The 18,354-nt window shown below is 52.0% G+C and carries 16 protein-coding genes and 4 tRNA genes; 11 read left to right on the top strand and 9 right to left on the bottom strand.

Translation table 11 applies throughout. The features are described 5' to 3' along the window. The first annotated feature begins 8 nt into the window (after positions 1-8). Together fadD and rnd are read left to right on the top strand one after the other, a co-directional pair. Positions 9-1,667 (top strand): long-chain-fatty-acid--CoA ligase FadD, encoded by a 1,659-nt coding sequence (fadD, locus tag ACFO3I_RS07325; protein WP_377332937.1) that lies wholly within the window; start codon positions 9-11, stop codon positions 1,665-1,667. 74 nt (positions 1,668-1,741) lie between these two features. After that, a complete protein-coding gene (gene rnd, locus ACFO3I_RS07320) occupies positions 1,742-2,884 on the top strand; it encodes a ribonuclease D (RefSeq protein ID WP_377332935.1) in 1,143 nt (380 codons plus the stop codon). A 62-nt stretch (positions 2,885-2,946) separates the two neighbouring features. On the opposite strand, the gene minE is transcribed toward rnd, so the two are convergent. Genes minE through minC form a run of 3 tightly spaced genes read right to left on the bottom strand, consistent with a single transcriptional unit; the run spans position 2,947 to position 4,737 of the window. Further along, the gene (minE, locus tag ACFO3I_RS07315; RefSeq protein WP_377332933.1) at positions 2,947-3,213 is read right to left on the bottom strand and encodes a cell division topological specificity factor MinE; all 267 of its coding nucleotides are present in this window, start codon (positions 3,211-3,213) and stop codon (positions 2,947-2,949) included. A 3-nt stretch (positions 3,214-3,216) separates the two neighbouring features. After that, complete coding sequence (minD, locus tag ACFO3I_RS07310) at positions 3,217-4,026, bottom strand: septum site-determining protein MinD (RefSeq protein WP_377332931.1); 810 nt, start codon at positions 4,024-4,026, stop codon at positions 3,217-3,219. A 12-nt stretch (positions 4,027-4,038) separates the two neighbouring features. Further along, positions 4,039-4,737: a septum site-determining protein MinC gene (gene minC, locus ACFO3I_RS07305; RefSeq protein ID WP_377332929.1), complete on the bottom strand. Its 699-nt coding sequence runs from the start codon at positions 4,735-4,737 to the stop codon at positions 4,039-4,041. Positions 4,738-4,878: 141 nt separating this feature from the next. Here minC and ACFO3I_RS07300 point away from each other — a divergent pair, with 141 nt between their 5' ends. The 5 genes from ACFO3I_RS07300 to ACFO3I_RS07280 are packed head-to-tail and all read left to right on the top strand — an operon-like array spanning position 4,879 to position 8,021. After that, entirely contained in the window at positions 4,879-5,160 is a 282-nt protein-coding gene (locus tag ACFO3I_RS07300) for a YcgL domain-containing protein (RefSeq protein WP_377332927.1), read from the top strand. Continuing rightward, positions 5,157-6,230 carry a lytic murein transglycosylase gene (locus ACFO3I_RS07295; protein WP_377332925.1) on the top strand — a complete coding sequence of 358 codons (1,074 nt, stop codon included), beginning with the start codon at positions 5,157-5,159 and terminating at the stop codon, positions 6,228-6,230. The genes ACFO3I_RS07300 and ACFO3I_RS07295 overlap by 4 nt, the downstream gene beginning before the upstream one ends. A 2-nt stretch (positions 6,231-6,232) precedes the next feature. Next, positions 6,233-6,898 (top strand): fumarylacetoacetate hydrolase family protein, encoded by a 666-nt coding sequence (locus tag ACFO3I_RS07290; RefSeq protein ID WP_377332924.1) that lies wholly within the window; start codon positions 6,233-6,235, stop codon positions 6,896-6,898. 8 nt (positions 6,899-6,906) lie between these two features. Continuing rightward, positions 6,907-7,398: a YcgN family cysteine cluster protein gene (locus tag ACFO3I_RS07285; protein ID WP_377332922.1), complete on the top strand. Its 492-nt coding sequence runs from the start codon at positions 6,907-6,909 to the stop codon at positions 7,396-7,398. Positions 7,399-7,418: 20 nt separating this feature from the next. Beyond that, the gene (locus tag ACFO3I_RS07280) at positions 7,419-8,021 is read left to right on the top strand and encodes a mechanosensitive ion channel domain-containing protein (RefSeq protein ID WP_377332920.1); all 603 of its coding nucleotides are present in this window, start codon (positions 7,419-7,421) and stop codon (positions 8,019-8,021) included. A 79-nt stretch (positions 8,022-8,100) separates the two neighbouring features. Here ACFO3I_RS07280 and cysZ read toward each other — a convergent pair whose 3' ends face one another. Beyond that, complete coding sequence (gene cysZ / locus ACFO3I_RS07275; RefSeq protein WP_377332918.1) at positions 8,101-8,832, bottom strand: sulfate transporter CysZ; 732 nt, start codon at positions 8,830-8,832, stop codon at positions 8,101-8,103. A gap of 158 nt (positions 8,833-8,990) precedes the next feature. On the opposite strand from cysZ, the gene smc reads away from it, so the two are divergent. From smc to ACFO3I_RS07255, 4 genes are all read left to right on the top strand, one after another. Then, positions 8,991-12,398, top strand: coding sequence for a chromosome segregation protein SMC (gene smc / locus ACFO3I_RS07270; protein ID WP_377332916.1), 3,408 nt, complete (start codon positions 8,991-8,993; stop codon positions 12,396-12,398). Positions 12,399-12,417: 19 nt separating this feature from the next. After that, on the top strand, positions 12,418-13,239 hold the full coding sequence (zipA, locus tag ACFO3I_RS07265) for a cell division protein ZipA (RefSeq protein WP_377332914.1): 822 nt from the start codon (positions 12,418-12,420) through the stop codon (positions 13,237-13,239). A 90-nt stretch (positions 13,240-13,329) separates the two neighbouring features. Further along, positions 13,330-15,360, top strand: a complete 2,031-nt coding sequence (ligA, locus tag ACFO3I_RS07260; RefSeq protein ID WP_377332912.1) for an NAD-dependent DNA ligase LigA — start codon at positions 13,330-13,332, stop codon at positions 15,358-15,360. Further along, the gene (locus ACFO3I_RS07255; protein ID WP_377332911.1) at positions 15,361-15,843 is read left to right on the top strand and encodes a DUF2919 family protein; all 483 of its coding nucleotides are present in this window, start codon (positions 15,361-15,363) and stop codon (positions 15,841-15,843) included. It abuts the gene before it with no gap. On the opposite strand, the gene ACFO3I_RS07250 is transcribed toward ACFO3I_RS07255, so the two are convergent. The 5 genes from ACFO3I_RS07250 to ACFO3I_RS07230 all read right to left on the bottom strand — a co-directional run bounded on the left by ACFO3I_RS07250 (position 15,830) and on the right by ACFO3I_RS07230 (position 18,258). Further along, positions 15,830-17,446 carry a response regulator gene (locus ACFO3I_RS07250; RefSeq protein WP_377332910.1) on the bottom strand — a complete coding sequence of 539 codons (1,617 nt, stop codon included), beginning with the start codon at positions 17,444-17,446 and terminating at the stop codon, positions 15,830-15,832. The two genes, ACFO3I_RS07255 and ACFO3I_RS07250, sit on opposite strands and share 14 nt — an antisense overlap. Before the next feature lie 294 nt (positions 17,447-17,740). Next, positions 17,741-17,816: transfer RNA gene (locus ACFO3I_RS07245), tRNA-Val, on the bottom strand. 130 nt (positions 17,817-17,946) lie between these two features. Beyond that, positions 17,947-18,022, bottom strand: a tRNA-Val gene (locus ACFO3I_RS07240). Between the two features lie 42 nt (positions 18,023-18,064). After that, a tRNA-Val gene (locus ACFO3I_RS07235) sits at positions 18,065-18,140 on the bottom strand. A 42-nt stretch (positions 18,141-18,182) separates the two neighbouring features. Further along, a tRNA-Val gene (locus ACFO3I_RS07230) sits at positions 18,183-18,258 on the bottom strand. Positions 18,259-18,354: the final 96 nt, after the last annotated feature.

The raw sequence follows: 18,354 nt of genomic DNA, 5'->3' as shown, positions 1-18,354 counted from the left end.
AGAGGACAGTGGACAGACTCTGGTTACAAAGTTATCCGGCTGGCGTGCCAGCTGAGATCAATGCCGATCATTATCCGTCATTGTTAGAGGTTTTTTCCGAAAGCATCGAAGCGTACGCTGACAAAACAGCGTACATCAATATGGGCAAAAGCATCACCTACCGTCAACTGGACGAGCTGAGCCTGAAATTTGCTTCTTATCTGCAGCATCAGCTGAAACTGCAAAAAGGCGACGCTGTAGCGGTGATGATGCCGAACTTGCTGCAATACCCTGTCTGTATTCTCGGCATCCTGCGCGCTGGCTGTGTGGTGGTGAACGTTAACCCGTTGTACACCCCTCGTGAGTTGGAACATCAGCTGAACGATTCGAAAACCAAAGCCATTGTGATTGTCGAAAACTTTGCCCACACGCTGGCTGACGTGCAAGACAAAGTAGGCGTTGAACATGTGATACTGACCCAAATGGGTGACATGCTTGGCCTGCTCAAAGGCAGCATCGTCAATCTGGTGGTTAAGCATGTCAAAAAGCTGATCCCGGCTCATAACCTGAAACACAGCACCACTTACAAAACCGTGATTGGCCAGGGCGATGTCAGCCGTTATCAGAAACCTGCAGTGGTGGGTGACGATTTAGCGTTCCTGCAATACACAGGTGGTACCACTGGTGTATCCAAAGGCGCGATGCTGACGCACCGCAATATGATCGCCAACCTGGAGCAGGCGGCCGGTTGTCTGGACCCGCTGCTGAGCAAAGGCAAAGAGCTGATTGTGACTGCGTTACCGCTGTACCATATCTTCGCCTTAACGGCCAATTTCCTGGTGTTTATGAAGTACGGCGGCACCAACCTGCTTATCACGAACCCACGTGACATGCCCAACTTTGTCAAAGAACTGGCCAAGTACCCATTTACTGCCCTGACCGGTGTAAACACCTTATTTAACGGCCTGTTAAATACCCCTGGTTTTGCCCAGCTGGATTTCAGCAGGTTGAAACTGGCATTGGGTGGTGGTATGGCGGTGCAACGCCCAGTGGCTGAGCGCTGGCAGAAAGTGACGCATACCCGTCTGGTGGAAGGTTATGGTCTGACTGAATGTGCACCTCTGGTCACGGTCAGCCCATACAACCTGCCAGCCTACAATGGCAGCATTGGTTTACCTGCACCTTCTACCGATATCAAACTGGTAAACGATCAGGGCGAAGAAGTGGCCGCTGGCGAAGCCGGTGAAATGTGGGTGAAAGGCCCACAGGTGATGAAAGGTTACTTTAACAGACCAGAAGAAACCACCAAGGTACTGAATGATGAAGGCTGGCTGGCCACAGGCGATATCGCCAAAGTGGATGACGACGGCTTCTTCTACATCGTGGACCGCAAAAAAGACATGATTTTGGTGTCTGGTTTTAACGTCTACCCGAATGAAATTGAAGAAGTGGTGGCCATGCACGAGAAAGTGCTGGAAGTTGCTGCCATTGGTGTGCCCAACGAAGCCACAGGTGAAGCGGTGAAAATTTTCGTAGTGAAAAAAGACCAAAGCCTGACCGATGCTGAGCTGATTAAGCACTGTAAGGAACGTTTAACGGGCTATAAGGTACCGAAGCTGGTAGAATTCCGCACAGAATTGCCAAAAACCAATGTAGGAAAAATCCTGCGACGTGAGCTGAAAGGCTAACTCAGAACAACAAAACCGGCGAATTCGCCGGTTTGTTTTTTCAGGGGCACGGTGCGCCGGACACAGGACCAAGCATGAGCGACCAGTTAATCAGCAGCCAAACCGAACTCGATCAATTTTGTGCAGAAGCCAGCAAGGCGGCCAGTCTGGCGCTGGACACAGAGTTTATCCGGCAAAGTACCCTTTACCCTAAGCTGGGGTTAATTCAGCTGTTTGATGGCAGTCGTCTGGCGCTGATTGACCCCTTGGCTGATTTAGACTGGACCAGCCTTCGCGCCTTACTGGCCAATCCCAATGTGGTGAAAGTGATCCATTCCTGCACTGAAGATCTGGAAGCGCTGGCCACCAAACAACTACTGGATATCACTCCACTGTTTGACACCCAACTGGCCGCCGAACTGCTGGGTTGGGGCAGTAGCCTGGGCTACGCCAAGCTGGTGCACAAGGTAACCGGTAAAGAGCTGGATAAAAGTGAATCGCGTACCGACTGGCTGGCGCGGCCGCTCAGCCCGTTGCAGTTGCGTTATGCCGCGCACGATGTGGAATATTTACTGCCGGTGTACCAGCAATTGCTGACTGAGCTTGAGCAGAAGAATCAACTCGAACTGTTGCTGGCGGAAGGTCGTCATTTAATCGCGCGTCGCCATGTCTCCTGGCCGGATGCTTTTAAGCATCTGGAAGTGAAAAACAGCTTTTTACTGAACCCGCGCGAACTGGCTGTTTTACGTGAGCTGGTGGTCTGGCGCCAGCAATACGCTATGCAAAAAGACATGGCGCTGGGGCTGATATTTAAAGACTTCCATTTACTGGATATTGCCAAACGCCGCCCAGGCAGCATCGAATCGATGCTGAATATTCCGGAGATCCCACAACGTGAAGTACGCCGTCACGGCAAAACCGTGCTGGCGCTGATTGAAAAAGCCAAAGCCTTACCGGCCGAGCAGTGTCCTCATACCTTCTATCATCGCGATGTATTTGCAGGTCAGAAGGAAGAGCAGCAAAAGCTGGTGGACTGCATTAAGCTGGCGGCAAAAAACGCCGATATTCCGGCGGAGCTGCTGGCGGTGCGCAAACAGGTCAACGAGCTCTTTAACTGGATCTGGCGTATCAGTGATGCTGAGCGTTCAGAAGTGCCGGTGCCTGAGTTATTACGTAACTGGCGGGCGCCATTGATCAAACCTTATCTGCCTGTGATTGCACATATTCAGTGGCCCTGAATGGCCGTAGCTGCAGCAATAAAAAAAGGCCCCGCAGGGCCTTTTTCTTTGTAAAGACAGCCTTAGCTGCCTTTTTTCTCTTCCGGGAAGGTCACGTTCAATTCCAGCACAGAAAGTTCATCTGAGCTTTTCTCCAGTGACACAGACACCTGGTCGTCGGCAATGTCGACGTACTTACGGATCACTTCCAGAATATCGCGCTCCAGTTGCGGCAGATAATCCGGGCTGGTGCGACGACGGCGCTCATGGGCCACAATAATTTGTAACCGCTCCTTGGCAGTCGAGGCAGTGTTCTTTTTCGACGAGCGAAAATAGTCCAATAACGACATTGGTTAGCCTCCAAACAGACGTTTCAGTAAACCTTTTTTCTCCACATTCAGGAAACGGAAAGGCACATCTTCACCCAGTAAGCGGGCAACTGTGTCCAGATAGGCCTGGCCTGCGTCACTTTCTTCATCCAGAATGACCGGAGTACCTGAGTTCGATGCATTCAGCACCGCCTGAGATTCAGGGATCACACCCAGCAGTTTAATCGCCAGAATTTCACCGACATCTTCCACGCTCAGCATTTCGCCTTTTTCTACCCGCTCCGGGTTGTAGCGGGTCAGCAGCAGGTGTTCTTTGATGCCTGACTGGCCTTGCTCGGCGCGGCGTGATTTGCTGCTCAGCATACCGAGGATACGGTCTGAGTCGCGTACGGATGACACTTCAGGGTTCGTCACCACCACAGCTTCATCGGCAAAATACAGCGCCATCATGGCACCGGATTCAATACCTGCAGGTGAATCACAAATAATGTAATCGAAGTCTTTGCTCAGGTCGTTGAGCACCCGTTCAACGCCTTCTTTGCTCAATGCATCTTTATCGCGAGTTTGCGACGCAGGCAAAATAAATAAGGTGTCGATGCGTTTATCTTTAATAAGTGCCTGAGTTAAGTTGGCTTCGTTATTGATCACATTGACAAAGTCATACACCACGCGACGCTCACAACCCATAATCAGGTCGAGGTTCCGCAGGCCAATATCAAAATCGATGATCACGGTTTTAAAACCGCGCATCGCAATACCTGTACCAATGGCAGCACTGGAAGTAGTTTTACCAACACCGCCTTTTCCTGACGTTACAACAATGATTTTTGCCATCGCAAAATATCCTTAAAGCAAATCTGCTAAAACCAATTTATCGTCCTGCAAACTGATGCAGGCCGATTTCTCCCAGTATTCACCCTGCAGACTGTCACTGAGCCAGTAACTGCCGGCGATCGAAATTAATTCTGCTTCTAACTTGTGGCAGAACACACGTTTACTGCTGTCTCCGGCGGCACCGGCAATGGCCTTACCACGCAAGGCTCCGTACACATGAATATTGCCATCGGCAATAACTTCAGCTCCTGCACCTACAGTACCACGAATTACCAGATCCGCACCTTTGGCGTAAATTTGCTGGCCAGAACGAATGTTCTGTTCAACAATTTTGGTGTCCATCAGCACTGGGGCTGCGGGGGCAGGTGCGGCTTTTTCTTCTTTGTGTTCTTTGGCAGGCGTTTTGTTTTTGCTCAGCTGCAATGACGCGAGGCCAGCAGACTGCGCCGCTTTTTTCAGTTCTGTATTGGCACCACAAACGCCCACCAGCACCAGCTCCAACTCAGCAAACACCTGCTTAATGGCGACGAAATCCGGCACCTCGTTGATGCTTTCAATATTAATAACCACGGGGGCACGGTAAAAAAAAGCCGGAGCCTGGGACAGTTTTTGTTCCAGCTGGGTTTTCAGTGCGCTGGCAGATAAATCCTGGCAATACAACACAGACAGAGGGAATAAACTCCCTTTTAGTTCAAAGGAATGATCTGACATAGATGAAATAGCGCTTATTTTTCTTTGATTTGTTAAGGCAAAATTCTTTGCAGCCCTTGCACGCTCTGATACGCAAGGCTGGTGCTTCATGTTATAGTTTGCGCACCCCCAAGGCAAGTTAGTCAGAGTAGTTTTTGCCCTATGTTATGCGCTATCTATAAAAGCCCGAAAAAAGACCAGACCTTTTTGTATGTTCTGCGCCGTGACGATTTCTCTGCGGTGCCTGAAGCCCTGCTCAACAGCTTTGGCCCACCTCAACTGGTGACCTTGCTGAATCTGGCTGGCCGTGACCAACTGGCCAATGCCGACATTGAAAAAGTACGGCAGTCATTAAATGAACAGGGCTTTTATCTGCAAATGCCACCGCAGCAAGAAGACTGGCTGGCTGAGCATAAGGACTGGTTAAACAAGGAGCAACAATGAAGTTGAATTGGTATCTGCCGGTGCTGTTGTCGGCTGGGTTACTGGCGTGCAGCCAGTCGGTTGCCAACAGCACTGCAGCCTCAAAGACTGCCGCCAACGCTGCTCCGGCAGCTGCAGATCACAAGCCAGGTTTCGAGCAGTATGTGGCTGGTTTAAAAAAGGAAGCCACTGAACGCGGCTACCCGGCCGCGCTGGTCAAGCAGGTGTTTGCTAACCTGCAGCATTATAAATCTGCGGTGGTGGCTGATAAAAAGCAGCCGGAATTTGTGGAAACACTCGACACCTACCTGCCCAAGCGCATCAGCAAACAACGTATTACGCTGGCGAGGAAGTTTTATAAAGAACATCAGACAGAGTTGGCCAGTATTGGCAAAAAATATGGTGTTCAGCCGCGTTTTATTATGGCGCTGTGGGCACTGGAAAGTAGCTTCGGCAAAGTGATGGGCAATTATTCTGTGCCCTCTGCTTTAGCGACGCTGGCTTATGATGGCCGGCGTGAAGCGTTTTTCCGTAAAGAATTTTTCCTGGCACTGGATATTCTGGCAGCTGGCCATGTCTCTCTTCCTGAGATGAAAGGCTCCTGGGCCGGTGCTATGGGGCAAAGCCAGTTTATGCCAAGTGCCTTTATGGCCTATGCGCAAGACGGCGATGGTGATGGTCATATCAATATCTGGCAGAGTCGGATGGATGCCTGGGCTTCGATGGCGAATTACCTGAAAACCGAAGGCTGGGACCAGAGCCTGACCTGGGGCCGGCAAGTGCGTTTGCCAGCAGAGTTTGACCTGGGCCTGGTGATCCCTAAAGGCAGTAAAGACAGAGCGCAGTGGTTGCAGTGGTGGGCGCAGTCTGAGCGTAGTCTGGCCGAGTGGCAGGCTTTGGGTGTACGTACTACCGCAGGCGGTGCTTTGCCAAAACGGGATATCCGCGCCGCCTTAGTGATGCCGGACGATGAACATGGCCGGGTCTATCTTGCCTATAGCAACTACCAGACATTAATGCACTGGAACCGTTCTTATTATTTTGTCACCAGCGTGGGCTATCTGGCTGACCTGATTATCAGTGAGGACTAAGGATGAACTACCAGCATCTGGGCAGTCAGGGACAGCCTTTGGCGCTGCCCATCGGCAAAGTGTTGTGTATTGGTCAGAATTACCTGGACCATATCGCTGAAATGAACAGCAAAACCGCGCCTGAAGCGCTGTTTTTTATTAAACCCTCGACCGCTTTATGCCATTTGCAGCAGCCCTTGCTGCTGCCACAGGGGCAGGGCGAGGTGCACAATGAAACGGAATTGGCGGTGTTGTTGCAAAGCCCGCTCAGCAAAGCGTCAGAACATGAAGCTTTGCAAGCCGTATGGGGCTATGGTCTGGCGCTGGATTTAACGCTGCGCGATGTGCAAAAGCGCTTAAAAGAGCTGGGGCGGCCCTGGGAAATTGCCAAAGGCTTTGACCGGGCTTGTCCGGTGTCGGGTTTTGTGGCGGCTTCAGAAATTAAAGACCCGCAACAGCTGGAGTTTTCGTTGCAGGTCAACGGCCAGCCACGCCAAGCTGGTCATACCGGCATGATGATTCGCTCGGTGGCGCGTATTCTGGCCGAGTTGTCGCAGCATTTTACCCTGCTGCCAGGCGATCTGGTGCTGACCGGCACGCCTGCTGGTGTCGGGCCTTTGTTGCCTGGCGACCACTTAGGTATCGAACTGAATGACTTTTTTACATTGCAGACCAGCGTGTCTGCGTAAGGCCAACTGTGTTAACTGAGAAATTCTGGGAACAAAAATCCCTGGAAGACATGAGCACCCAGGAATGGGAGGCGCTGTGTGATGGCTGTGCCAAATGCTGCCTGAACAAATTTATTGACGATGAAGAGCAGGAAGGCCCGACCGATTACATCGCAGACGAAGAAACGGTGTATTACACCAATATTGCCTGCAAGTACCTGAACAGCCACAAGTGTGAATGCACCGTTTATGACCAGCGTACCGTGCTGGTGCCGGACTGCGTCAAGCTGACTAAAGAGAACCTGAAAGACATTTTCTTTATGCCAACCAGCTGCAGCTACCGCCGTTTATACGAAGGCCGCGGCCTGCCGTCCTGGCACCCGTTACTGAATGGCGGTAAAAAGAGCCTGATGCACAAAAAGCAGATGTCGGTACGTAATAAGACGATTTCTGAAGATGCGGTCGATATGGAAAAGTTTGAAGACTATATCGTCAGTTGGGCACTGAACGATTTGGATTAGCCAAAAAAGGATACATAAAAGTGCAACAAGCGATGCAATGGCTGGCTGAACTGAAAGCGGTGTTTGCGCATTTCAGCCCTGCGGTGGTGCAGATCATTGTCAGCCTGGTGATTATTCTGTTTTATATTGTACTGAGCCGGCGTATTGCGCCTTTCCTGTACAAAACTATTGCGGCCAGTGTGCTGAAAGAAGAAATGAACCGCCGCGCTTTGGTGGTGTTTCATATTCTGTTGTTTCTGCTGCTGGTCGTGGTGCTCAGCGTGGTTTGGGGCATTGATATCAAAGGCCTGCTGGTTCTTGCGTCCTCAATGATCGCGGTGATTGGGGTGGCGTTGTTTGCCGCCTGGTCACTTATCTCTAACATCACAGCGTTTTTCATTATGCTCGGCCAGCGTAATTTCGCGCCTGGCGCTGAAGTGCGTATTATCGACGGCTCCAACTATGTAGAAGGCCGGGTACTGGAAATCAATTTGTTCAGTACTGTGCTGGTGACAAAACACAATGAACAGGTGGTGTACCCGAACAACCTGATCGTGTCACGGCCTGTGGTGGTGCAACAACATTGCAGCCTGCATCCGAAAGCCAAAATGGATGTACGCTGGCGGCGTAAACACACCACTTAGCCTCACACTTTGGGGTCAGGTCTTGTATTTTGCGTTTCAATGCAAAATACAAGACCTGACCCCAAGCTAACAGCGTTCTTCAGTTCTTACGCAAATGCTGGCTGCGCAGCGGTTTGTAGCGGTAGTGATCCACCCACATGGCGGTGGCGCCGCAGACGGCGACCGGCATAATCAGTAAGTTAATCAGTGGTACTAAGCTCAGCACATACACACTCATGCCAAAACCCATACTCAGTTGCCATTGGTCGCGTAACTCTTTACGCATGGTGGCAAAAGGGATTTTGTGGTTATCAAAGGGGTAATCACAGTACTGCACCGCCAGCATCCAGCTGGAGAACAAAAACCACAGTAACTGGCCAATACCAGGCAAGATCCAGAACAACAGCAAAAAGCCAATGGCGCGTGGCAGCAGGTACACAAGCTTTTGCCATTCCCGGCCAAGCAGGCGCGGAATATCTTTGGTAAAAGCCCACAGCCCCTGATCAGGCAATGGCTGACCTGTCAGGTACAGCTCGGTTTTTTCTGCCAGTAAGCCGTTAAATGGAGCGGCAATAAAGTTGGCAATCATGGTAAAGGTCAGCGCCATCGTCATCACAATAGAAAACAATGCCAATGGCCAAATCAGATACTGCAGAAAGCTCAGCCAGTCCGGCAACGTGGCTGCGACCTGATCGACCCAGGCACCCAGCTGACTCATCAGGTAAAAGAATGCGCTGGCAAATAACACCAGATTGATGCTCAGCGGCACCACCACATAACGCTTCAGACCTTTGGTTTTAATTAACGACAAACCGCGCATCAGGTACTGCATGTTCAGAGCTCCGCCTTTGCTAACTGTCTGAAGCATAAAAAATACTGCCAATACAGGCAAATACAAATCGTAACCGCAAGTTTCAGTAATGACACACTAAGGGGGCTTCTGTTACAGTTTCGGCAGAATACCAATCCTGCGCTGTGATCCAGGGACTGATGCGTTTAAAGCAAATAAAACTGGCTGGTTTTAAATCTTTTGTTGACCCGACCGCAGTGGGCTTTCCGGCCCAAATGACTGCCGTGGTGGGGCCAAATGGCTGCGGCAAATCCAACGTGATCGATGCCGTGCGTTGGGTGCTGGGTGAAAGCTCTGCAAAAAACCTGCGCGGCGATGCCATGACCGACGTCATCTTCAACGGCTCGACCCAGCGCAAACCTGTGTCACAAGCCTCAGTCGAACTGGTGTTTGAAAACACCCAAGGCCGCTTGCAGGGCAGCCTGGCCGATCGCAGTGAAATCTCGATTAAACGTCTGGTGACCCGCGACGCCCAGTCCAGCTATTTTCTGAACGGCAGTAAATGCCGGCGGCGTGACATTACCGACATTTTCTTAGGTACAGGCCTTGGACCGCGCAGTTATGCCATCATCGAACAGGGCATGATTTCACGGCTGATTGAATCCAAACCTGCCGAGCTGCGGATTTTTATCGAAGAAGCCGCTGGCATTTCCAAATACAAAGAGCGGCGGCGCGACACCGAAAACCGCATCAAACATACCCGTGAAAACCTCGACCGTCTGAGTGATGTGCGCGAAGAGTTGGGTAAAAACCTCGAAAAGCTCAAACGTCAGGCCTCCGCGGCGGCGCGTTTTAAAGAGCTGAAAACGCAGGAACGCAAACTCAAAGCCGAATTGGCTTGCCTGAAATGGCTACATTTCCACGGCTTGCAGCAGCAGAGCGAACAGGAAATTCTGGCGAAACAAACCGAGATTGAAAAATTCCAGGCCAGCCAGTCCGGTGACGAGCTGCAATTACTGCAACTCAAACAGCGGCAGCAGGCACAGCGTGACAGTCATCAGCAAACGCAGGCCCGTTATTACCAATTGGGCAACCAGATCACCCGGTTGGAGCAAAACTTGTTGCATCAGCGTCAACAACGTCAGCGTTTAAGCGACGAGTTACGTACCTTGCAACTGACGCTGACAGACACCGATGAACACCTGGCGCAGCAGCTGGCCCAGCAACAGGAGTTGCAGGAGCAGTTATTGGGTTATGCGCCGCAGCTGGACATCAGTGAGGTACAGCTGGAACAGCTGACCGAACAACTGGAGCAAGCCAGCGAACTGTTGGCTGAGCAACAGCAGGGCCAGCAGCAACAGCTGCATCAGCGTCTGCAATTGCAGCAGCAGTTACAGCAGAATCAATTCCAGCAGCGTCATCAGCAGGAACAACAGCAATCGGCCAGCAGCAGAGCGGCCGAGCTAGACCAGCAATTGCAGTTGTTGGCACAACAGCAGCAGCCGGCAGAAACGGCCCAGCTGCGCCAAGAGCTGGAATTGCAGCAGGCGGCGTTAACGGAATTCAGTACGCAAATTAACCAGGCTCAGCTGGCTTTCGAGCAGGCTGAATTGCACTGGCAGCAGCAACGCACTAGTCTGCTGCGCTTGGAAACGTCGCAGCAAAACCTGCAACAGCAACATCAGAAGCTGCAACAAAAGTGGCAGCAGCGCCAACAACAAAGCGCAGAATTACTGGCTCAGTTGCAGCCGGACCCAAGCTGGGCGCTGGCTGTTGCCACGGCTCTGTCCGGTTTGCAGCAGGCCGGCTTAAGCGAGCAGCATCAGTCAGAACCAACGCAGGCCTATGTGCTGCGCCAGCCCAAGAACAAAACTCTGGGCACTCTTGCTGCCGTGGTCGATGGTCTGGTGCCGGATTATTTCAATCAGATTCTGTTGCTGCAAAGCCCTGAACAGCTGCAAACACAACTAAGCCAACTGGCGCTGGGGCAGTCGCTGATTTGCCAGGACGGCCGTTGGTTTGGGTCTAATTGGGGTCAATTGGCGCAGGATGAGCAGGACAATAGCCTGGTGCTGCAGCATCAGCTCAGCGTGCTTGAACTGGAATTACAGCAACTGGAACCTGAGTTGCAGCTGCAACACCTCAACTTGCAGCAGGCCGAGCAACAACTGCAACAAGACAAAGGCCGGTTGCAGCAGCTGCAGCAGCAAAAAGACACCCAGCAAGCGGCAGTGCAGCAACTGACCACAGCTTGCCTGCTGGCGGAGCAGCAACAGCGGTTAAGCCAGCAGCAGTTGCAGCAAACCCAGCTGGAGCTGAGCAAAGCGCGGCAGCAGGCCGAACAAAGTGCAGAGCAGCTGGACATGCTGCAGCTGCAACAGGATGAATTACAGCTGCAGCAGGAGCAGTTGGCGGAACAACAGTACCCGCTGGAGCAACAACTGCTGCAAAGCCAGCAGCAGGTACAGCAGCTGCGCCAGCAATACGATCTCTGCAGACAGCAGGTACAGCAACTGAAACTGGAACAGCAGTCGGCGCAAAAACAGCTGGAGTTTCAACAACAAAGTTTGCAGCGGGGCAGAGCACAACAAGAACAGCTGCAGTTACGTGCTCAGGTGGTCGCTGATCAGTTAGAAGAACTGGCAGAACCGGACGCCGATCCACAGGAAGAATTGCAGATCCTGCTGGAACAACGTGCTGAGCAGGAACTTTTAGTGGCTGAACAAAGTCAACAACTGCAACAACTGGACGACCAGCTGCGGCAACTGGAACAAGGCCAACAAGGTCTGAACCATGTGTTAGCGCAAAAACAGCGTGAGCTGACCGACCTGCAACTTGCTGCCGAAGGTTACCGGGTGCGGGCCACCAATATGCTGGAGCAACTGACCGAGTTGCAGGTGAACTTCCGCGAGCTGTCGGAAACCTTACCGGCTGAAGCTGACGAGGTGCAATGGCAGCAGCAACTGGAAAAAACACAGGATAGTATCAGCCGGTTAGGGCCTATTAACCTGGCAGCTATCGAAGAATTTGAACAGCAGGATGAGCGGAAAAAGTATCTGGATACCCAGCATCAGGATTTAACCGACGCACTGGATACATTGGAAACCGCCATCCGTAAAATCGACCGGGAAACCCGGCAAAAATTTAAGGAGACCTTCGAACAGGTGAATGAAGGACTGCAGAATCTGTTTCCAAAAGTTTTTGGTGGCGGTAGTGCCTACCTTGATTTAACTGAAGAAGATCTGTTAGAAACTGGAGTTACCATCATGGCAAGGCCGCCGGGGAAAAAAAACAGTACAATTCACTTGTTATCGGGTGGTGAAAAAGCGCTGACAGCTTTATCATTGGTGTTTTCAATTTTCCGGTTAAATCCGGCACCTTTTTGTATGTTGGATGAGGTCGATGCGCCGCTGGACGACGCGAATACCGGCAGATTCTGTAATCTGGTCCGGGAAATGTCTGAGACAGTGCAATTTATTTATATCAGCCATAACAAAATTGCGATGGAAATGGCAGCACAGCTGATGGGGGTAACCATGCAGGAACCCGGAGTCTCTCGTGTTGTGGCAGTGGATGTGGAAGATGCCGTGAAAATGGCACAAGCCTGAGAACTAAAAGGTAAAAGAGATGGCTGAAGAATTACGTTATGTATTAATTATTCTGGGTGTAGCCGGTATTACGGCTCTGGCGTTACACGGTTGGTGGACGGTCCGGAAAAACAATCAGGACAAACTGAATTACGAACCTGAAACCGCGGAAGAGAAGGCCGACGGCTTTGACGAGTTTGGTGTGGGTAAAAAGCGCGTGTTGGCTCCGGGTGAAAAGCCACAACCCAAACCGGCGCCGACTGTACCGCCAAAAAGCAATAAATTACGTGAGCCAGTGAAAGTGCGGCGCGAGCCTGAAGTGTCGGAGCCGTCACTGGACTTGAGCGGTTTTTCTGCCACAGACGAGCTGGATTTTGCTGCAGAAGAGCAGGCCAGTTACGATGCAGTGGAAGATGAAGCGCCACAGGCGCCAGCCAATGAAGTGCTGATCCTGTATGTGTTGCTGCCCGAAGGCGAAGAAATCAACGGTTCCTTATTACTGCCAAGCCTGCTGACCTTGGGCTTCAAATACGGCGAAATGAATATTTTCCACCGCTTCCAGGACAATGCCGGTTCTGGTGAGGTGCTGTTCTCGCTGGCCAATATGTTTAACCCAGGCACCTTTGACCTGGAAGACATGGACAAGATGAATACCCGTGGTTTAAGCCTGTTTATGACGTTGCCAGGGCCTGGCGAAGCGCTGCAGAACTTTAACCTGATGCACAGCGCGGCGAAAAAGCTGGCCGATGAATTCGGTGGCCAGGTGCTGGACGGCCAACGTTCAGTGCTGACGGTGCAAACCGTGCGCCACTATGTGGAGAAAATCCGTGAGTTTCAGCGTAAGCAGCTGATCCACGGTTAACAGCGATTAGAACATTGAACTGCACAGGCCCCGTCATGGGGCCTGTTTGTTTATCTGGCCTCCAGGCCTTTGACCAACAAAGAGTTAACTATGACTTTAACTTCTGCCGCCCGGGCGCAGCAGTTACGTGAGCTGCTGGCCCACCATAACTATCAGTATTATGTGCTGGATAACCCTTCAATCCCTGACGCCGACTACGATGCGCTGTTTCGTGAGTTACAACTGCTGGAGCAACAGGATCCGGCGTTAATCACTGCCGACTCGCCAACACAGCGGGTGGGGGCGGCCCCTTTAAGTAAATTCGGCCAGGTAACGCATCAGATCCCGATGCTGTCGTTAGACAATGCATTTGACGCCGATGATTTCAGTGCATTTTACAAACGTATGGCGGATCGCATCGATTTCACTGGCGACTTCAGCTTTTCGGCGGAGCCGAAACTGGACGGCTTGGCAGTCAGTATCCGTTATGAAGATGGCCAGCTGGTGCAGGCGGCGACCCGCGGTGATGGTTTCACTGGCGAAGACATTACCGCCAACATTAAAACCATCCGCGCCATTCCTTTGAAGCTGATTGGGGATGTGCCGGCGGTACTGGAAGTGCGTGGTGAGGTCTTTATGCCACTGGCCGGTTTTGAGGCAATGAACGCCAAAGCACGACAAAGTGGCGACAAAGTGTTTGCCAACCCACGCAATGCGGCGGCAGGCAGCCTGCGTCAACTCGACCCGAAAGTCACAGCAACCCGGCCATTGATGTTTTATGCCTATGCCATTGGAGCGCTGGACGACCCGGCCAGTTTACTGAATAACCACAGCCATTATGACCGCCTGATGCAGCTAAAAAGCTGGGGCTTGCCGGTGTGCCCGGAAGTGCAGCAGGTGCATGGCCTGGCTGCTGCACTGGCGTATCAGCAGCAGATCCTGGCCAAACGGGCGAAGCTGCCGTATGAAATAGACGGGGTGGTACTGAAAGTCGACAGCCTGGCTCAACAGCAGGCGCTGGGGTTTGTGTCACGGGCACCACGCTGGGCTGTGGCCTTTAAATTCCCGGCGCAGGAGAAAACCACCACCTTGCTGGATGTGGAGTTTCAAGTTGGCCGCACCGGCTCTATTACGCCAGTCGCACGGTTAGAACCTGTGGTGGTGGGCGGTGTGACCGTCAGCAATGCCACCTTGCACAACCAGGATGAAATTAACCGCCTCGGCGTGCTGATTGGTGACAAAGTCATCATCCGCCGCGCTGGCGACGTGATCCCACAAATTGTCGCCGTGGTGCTCGAAGAGCGGCCACAGGATGCCAAAGCTATTCTGTTCCCACAGACCTGCCCGGTGTGCGACTCCGCAGTAGAGCGGGTGGAAGGTGAAGCCGTTGCCCGCTGCACCGGTGGCCTGTTTTGCGCTGCACAGCAAAAAGAAGCATTGAAACATTTTGTTGCCCGCAAAGCGTTGGACGTTGAAGGCTTGGGGGACAAGCTGATTGACCAGTTGGTCGACGAGCAGCTGGTGAAAACCCCAGCCGATATTTTCCGGCTGGAATTCAGTGCCTTGGTCGGGCTGGACCGGATGGGTGAAAAGCTGGCGCTGAAATTATTGGCCGCCATTGAACAGGCCAAACAAACCAGCTTGCCACGTTTTATTTATGCGCTGGGGATCCGTGAAGTGGGTGAGGCGACAGCACTGAACCTGGCGAATCACTTCACCAGGCTGGACGCACTGCAGCAGGCCAGCCTGGAGCAGCTGCTGGCAGTCAACGATGTAGGCGCTGTGGTCGCCGGGCAAATTCAGCGCTTTTTTGCTGAGCCACACAACCAGACCGTGATTGCTGAGCTGATCGAGCTCGGTCTGAGCTGGCCTGCCATTGAACAGAAACAACAAGGTGAGCAGCCCTTGGCTGGGTTCACCCTGGTGCTGACCGGAACCTTGCTGGCGATGGGGCGGGATGAAGCCAAAGACAAACTGCAGCGGCTGGGGGCGAAAGTCTCGGGTTCGGTTTCGGCAAAAACCTATGCGGTGATAGCCGGAGACAATGCGGGTTCTAAACTGGCGAAAGCGACCGAGCTGAATATTCCGGTCTGGACTGAGCAACAAATGCTGGATTTATTTACTGAGCACGGTCTCGCTTAAATGAAGCGGTATTTTGAGCTGGACGACCATGGGCTGGTGCGTATTCCCTGGATGTTTTACGCCCTGCTATTGGTGTTGCTGCGGCCTTATCTGTTGTGGGTCGTGGTGCTGACCATGCGGGAAGGCGGCGACAGCATGCTGAAAATGATCTATCCGCATTCGGAAGACTTTATGCTGGCCTGCCTGATAGCGTTGCCGGCTTTGGTGCTGACTCTGGTGTTGTCGCAACGAAAAGACAAAGGCTGGCGCCGCTGTTTTGTGTTGTGGCGTCATTGCAGATGGCCACTGATTGCGACGGCGTTGCTTGATTTGGGTCACAGCCTGACGCATCTGCCCGCCTTTGTGACTGTGACTGCGCCTTGGTTATTGCTGGCGCCTATTACTTTGGCGATTGGTGCGCTGTGGTTAGTGCGCAGTTACCGGCTGAAGCTGGTGCTCAGTGAATGGCCAGAGCCTGCGGCATCTGGTGTTAAATCGCAATAGGCTCGCGGCCTTGTAATTGCAGCCAACGTTGCTGCTGCTCTTTGGTTAGCTTGGAATTGACCAACAGCAGTTCACACTGCTGCTCAAGCAGCGACGCCTGTTCAGCATCAAGCTGAGCTTTGCCAGAGCGCAGCGCCTGCAACAGATTCAGCGCAATACCTGCGTTGGACGGCATCACCTGAAATGCCTGTACAAAGGCGTCCAGCGCTGTTTGCCAATGACCTTGCTCATACATCTGCACTGCATTGTTATTAAATTCACGTGGGCCCATCGGCAGCGCGGCCCGTTCTTTTTGTTCTTGTTGCAGGTAGCGGATAAACACCGGGTCTACCCCTTGTTCTTGTTGGCTGTCCAATGTGACCTGGCTCAGGACCTGACGGGATGCATTCAGTAAGCCCACTTCATGCAACGCTTTGGCCTTGTCCAGCGCATCTTCCAGCCGGTCTGGCTGTGGCGCTTTTTGCAGCTCCAGCAGCAGTTGTTTCGCCTTGTCGATTTGGTCTTTCAGATAGAGTAAGCGGGCCTGCAATACCAGTTGCTGCTCTTCTTTGGGCTGATCCGGGAAGGCTTTACGCATGGAGTTCAAGGTTTCATTGGCAACCTTGGACAAGCGATAGGTCTGGTCGTCTTCACTGGTGGTCAGCGCATAGTCGATGCAGGATCGCGCCAGGTTCAGATACAAATCAGGTTGTTCAAAAACGGAGTAGCGGGCGAACTTCACCAGATCGCGTGCTGCTTTGTACTGATGTTCGTAATCATGGTTAAGCCTGGATAAATTCAGCAGCTTTTGCTGGCGCAATAAATTGCGTGGCGCCAGCGCAGCGGCTTGTTTTAACTCGGCGTGTGCTTTGTCAAACAAATGCTGTTGCAGGTAGATATTGGACAGTAAATCCAGCGCCAACAGCTTGTAGTCAGATTTTCGCAATAACGGCTGCAGCAGGAATATGGCCTGACTGAATTCACCGCGCTCCATCAGGCAACGTGCCAGGCCAAGCTGCGCCCAGGGCTGTGGGTCCCGGTCCAGAATAGCGTCATAAAATTGCTCGGCTTCCGCCCATCTGTTGCTGTTGATCAGGATCTCACCGCGGGTTTTTCTAAGCAGAGGCGCAAACTTTGGCATGCTGTTTTGTTTCAGCCAATGGTCAATTTGCTGCACTGCACCCACAGTTTTATTTTGATCCAGCAGTTCATACAGAGGTTTGAGCTGCTGTTTGCGCTGCATGGTACGTTCAATACGGGTCTTTAAATCTTTGATGGAAAATGGCTTTACCATAAATTCATCAGGTTGCAGCTCGAGCACACTGTGCACCAGAGAAGGGTCGGTGTCGGCGCTGATAAAGATAAAGCCTGTGCTGTGGCGGTACAGATTACGGACTTTGAGTTCCTGATACAGCTGATAACCGTCTTTGCCATCCAGGTTAAAAGAGCAGATCACCAAGTCAAAAAACTTTTCCTGATACAAAGCCAAAGCCGCACTGGCATTTTCGGCATGGCTGAAACTCAGAAAGCCCAAGGTCTCCAGCGCAAAGCGCAGGTAATTTTGCAAAATGGGTTGCTCATCCACAATCAGAATGCGGATATCGCGGCTCAGCTCGTCAGTCATGCGTTTCTAGAGGATTTATCATTTCTATCAAATATAGATATTAAAGCGCTAATTGATGCAGCAAGGCCAGAGAAATTCGGTGAAATTTGAAAATTTTGCGAATTTAGGAAGTAAGGTTAGTAAATTGTGAAAAAATTGGCGGTGCCTCGAGGGGGCTTATAAAGCTACAGGTCTTCTGCGTAACAATATGGTGGATGGTACTGGGTTCGAACCTGTGACAACCGTTTTGTCATGGAAAGCGGGCGGTGCGTACATCGCACTTGCAAGGCGTCTGGATTTCATTGAAAGAGATTATGGTGGATGGTACTGGGTTCGAACCAGTGACCCCCGCCTTGTAAGGGCGGTGCTCTCCCGGCTGAGCTAACCATCCGGTCTGGGTGTAACTGAAGTTTTATCAAACTAAGTTTGATGGTGGATGGTACTGGGTTTAATCAGTGTCACCCGTGTTGTCACAGAGAGCGGGCGGTGCTTCACCGACCTTACACTATCACAACAAATTATGGTGGATGGTACTGGGTTCGAACCAGTGACCCCCGCCTTGTAAGGGCGGTGCTCTCCCGGCTGAGCTAACCATCCGGTCTGGGTGTTGCAGTAAACGTTGTTTCAAACAGAGTTTGATGGTGGATGGTACTGGGTTCGAACCAGTGACCCCCGCCTTGTAAGGGCGGTGCTCTCCCGGCTGAGCTAACCATCCGGTCTGGGTACTGCAGTGAACGTCGTTTCAAACAGAGTTTGATGGTGGATGGTACTGGGTTCGAACCAGTGACCCCCGCCTTGTAAGGGCGGTGCTCTCCCGGCTGAGCTAACCATCCGGCGTAACGTTCGGCGGTCATTATAGGGGGCGGACTTTTTGTGTCAACACTATTTTCGGTTTGCTTAATCGTATGCTGTAAAAGTAACCGCTTTAA

It is taken from the genome of Rheinheimera marina, from assembly GCF_042654345.1.
GTDB classification, from domain to species: domain Bacteria; phylum Pseudomonadota; class Gammaproteobacteria; order Enterobacterales; family Alteromonadaceae; genus Pararheinheimera; species Pararheinheimera marina.
Note: the sequence above shows the minus strand (reverse complement) of the source record. Positions and strands in the feature narration are given on the sequence as shown.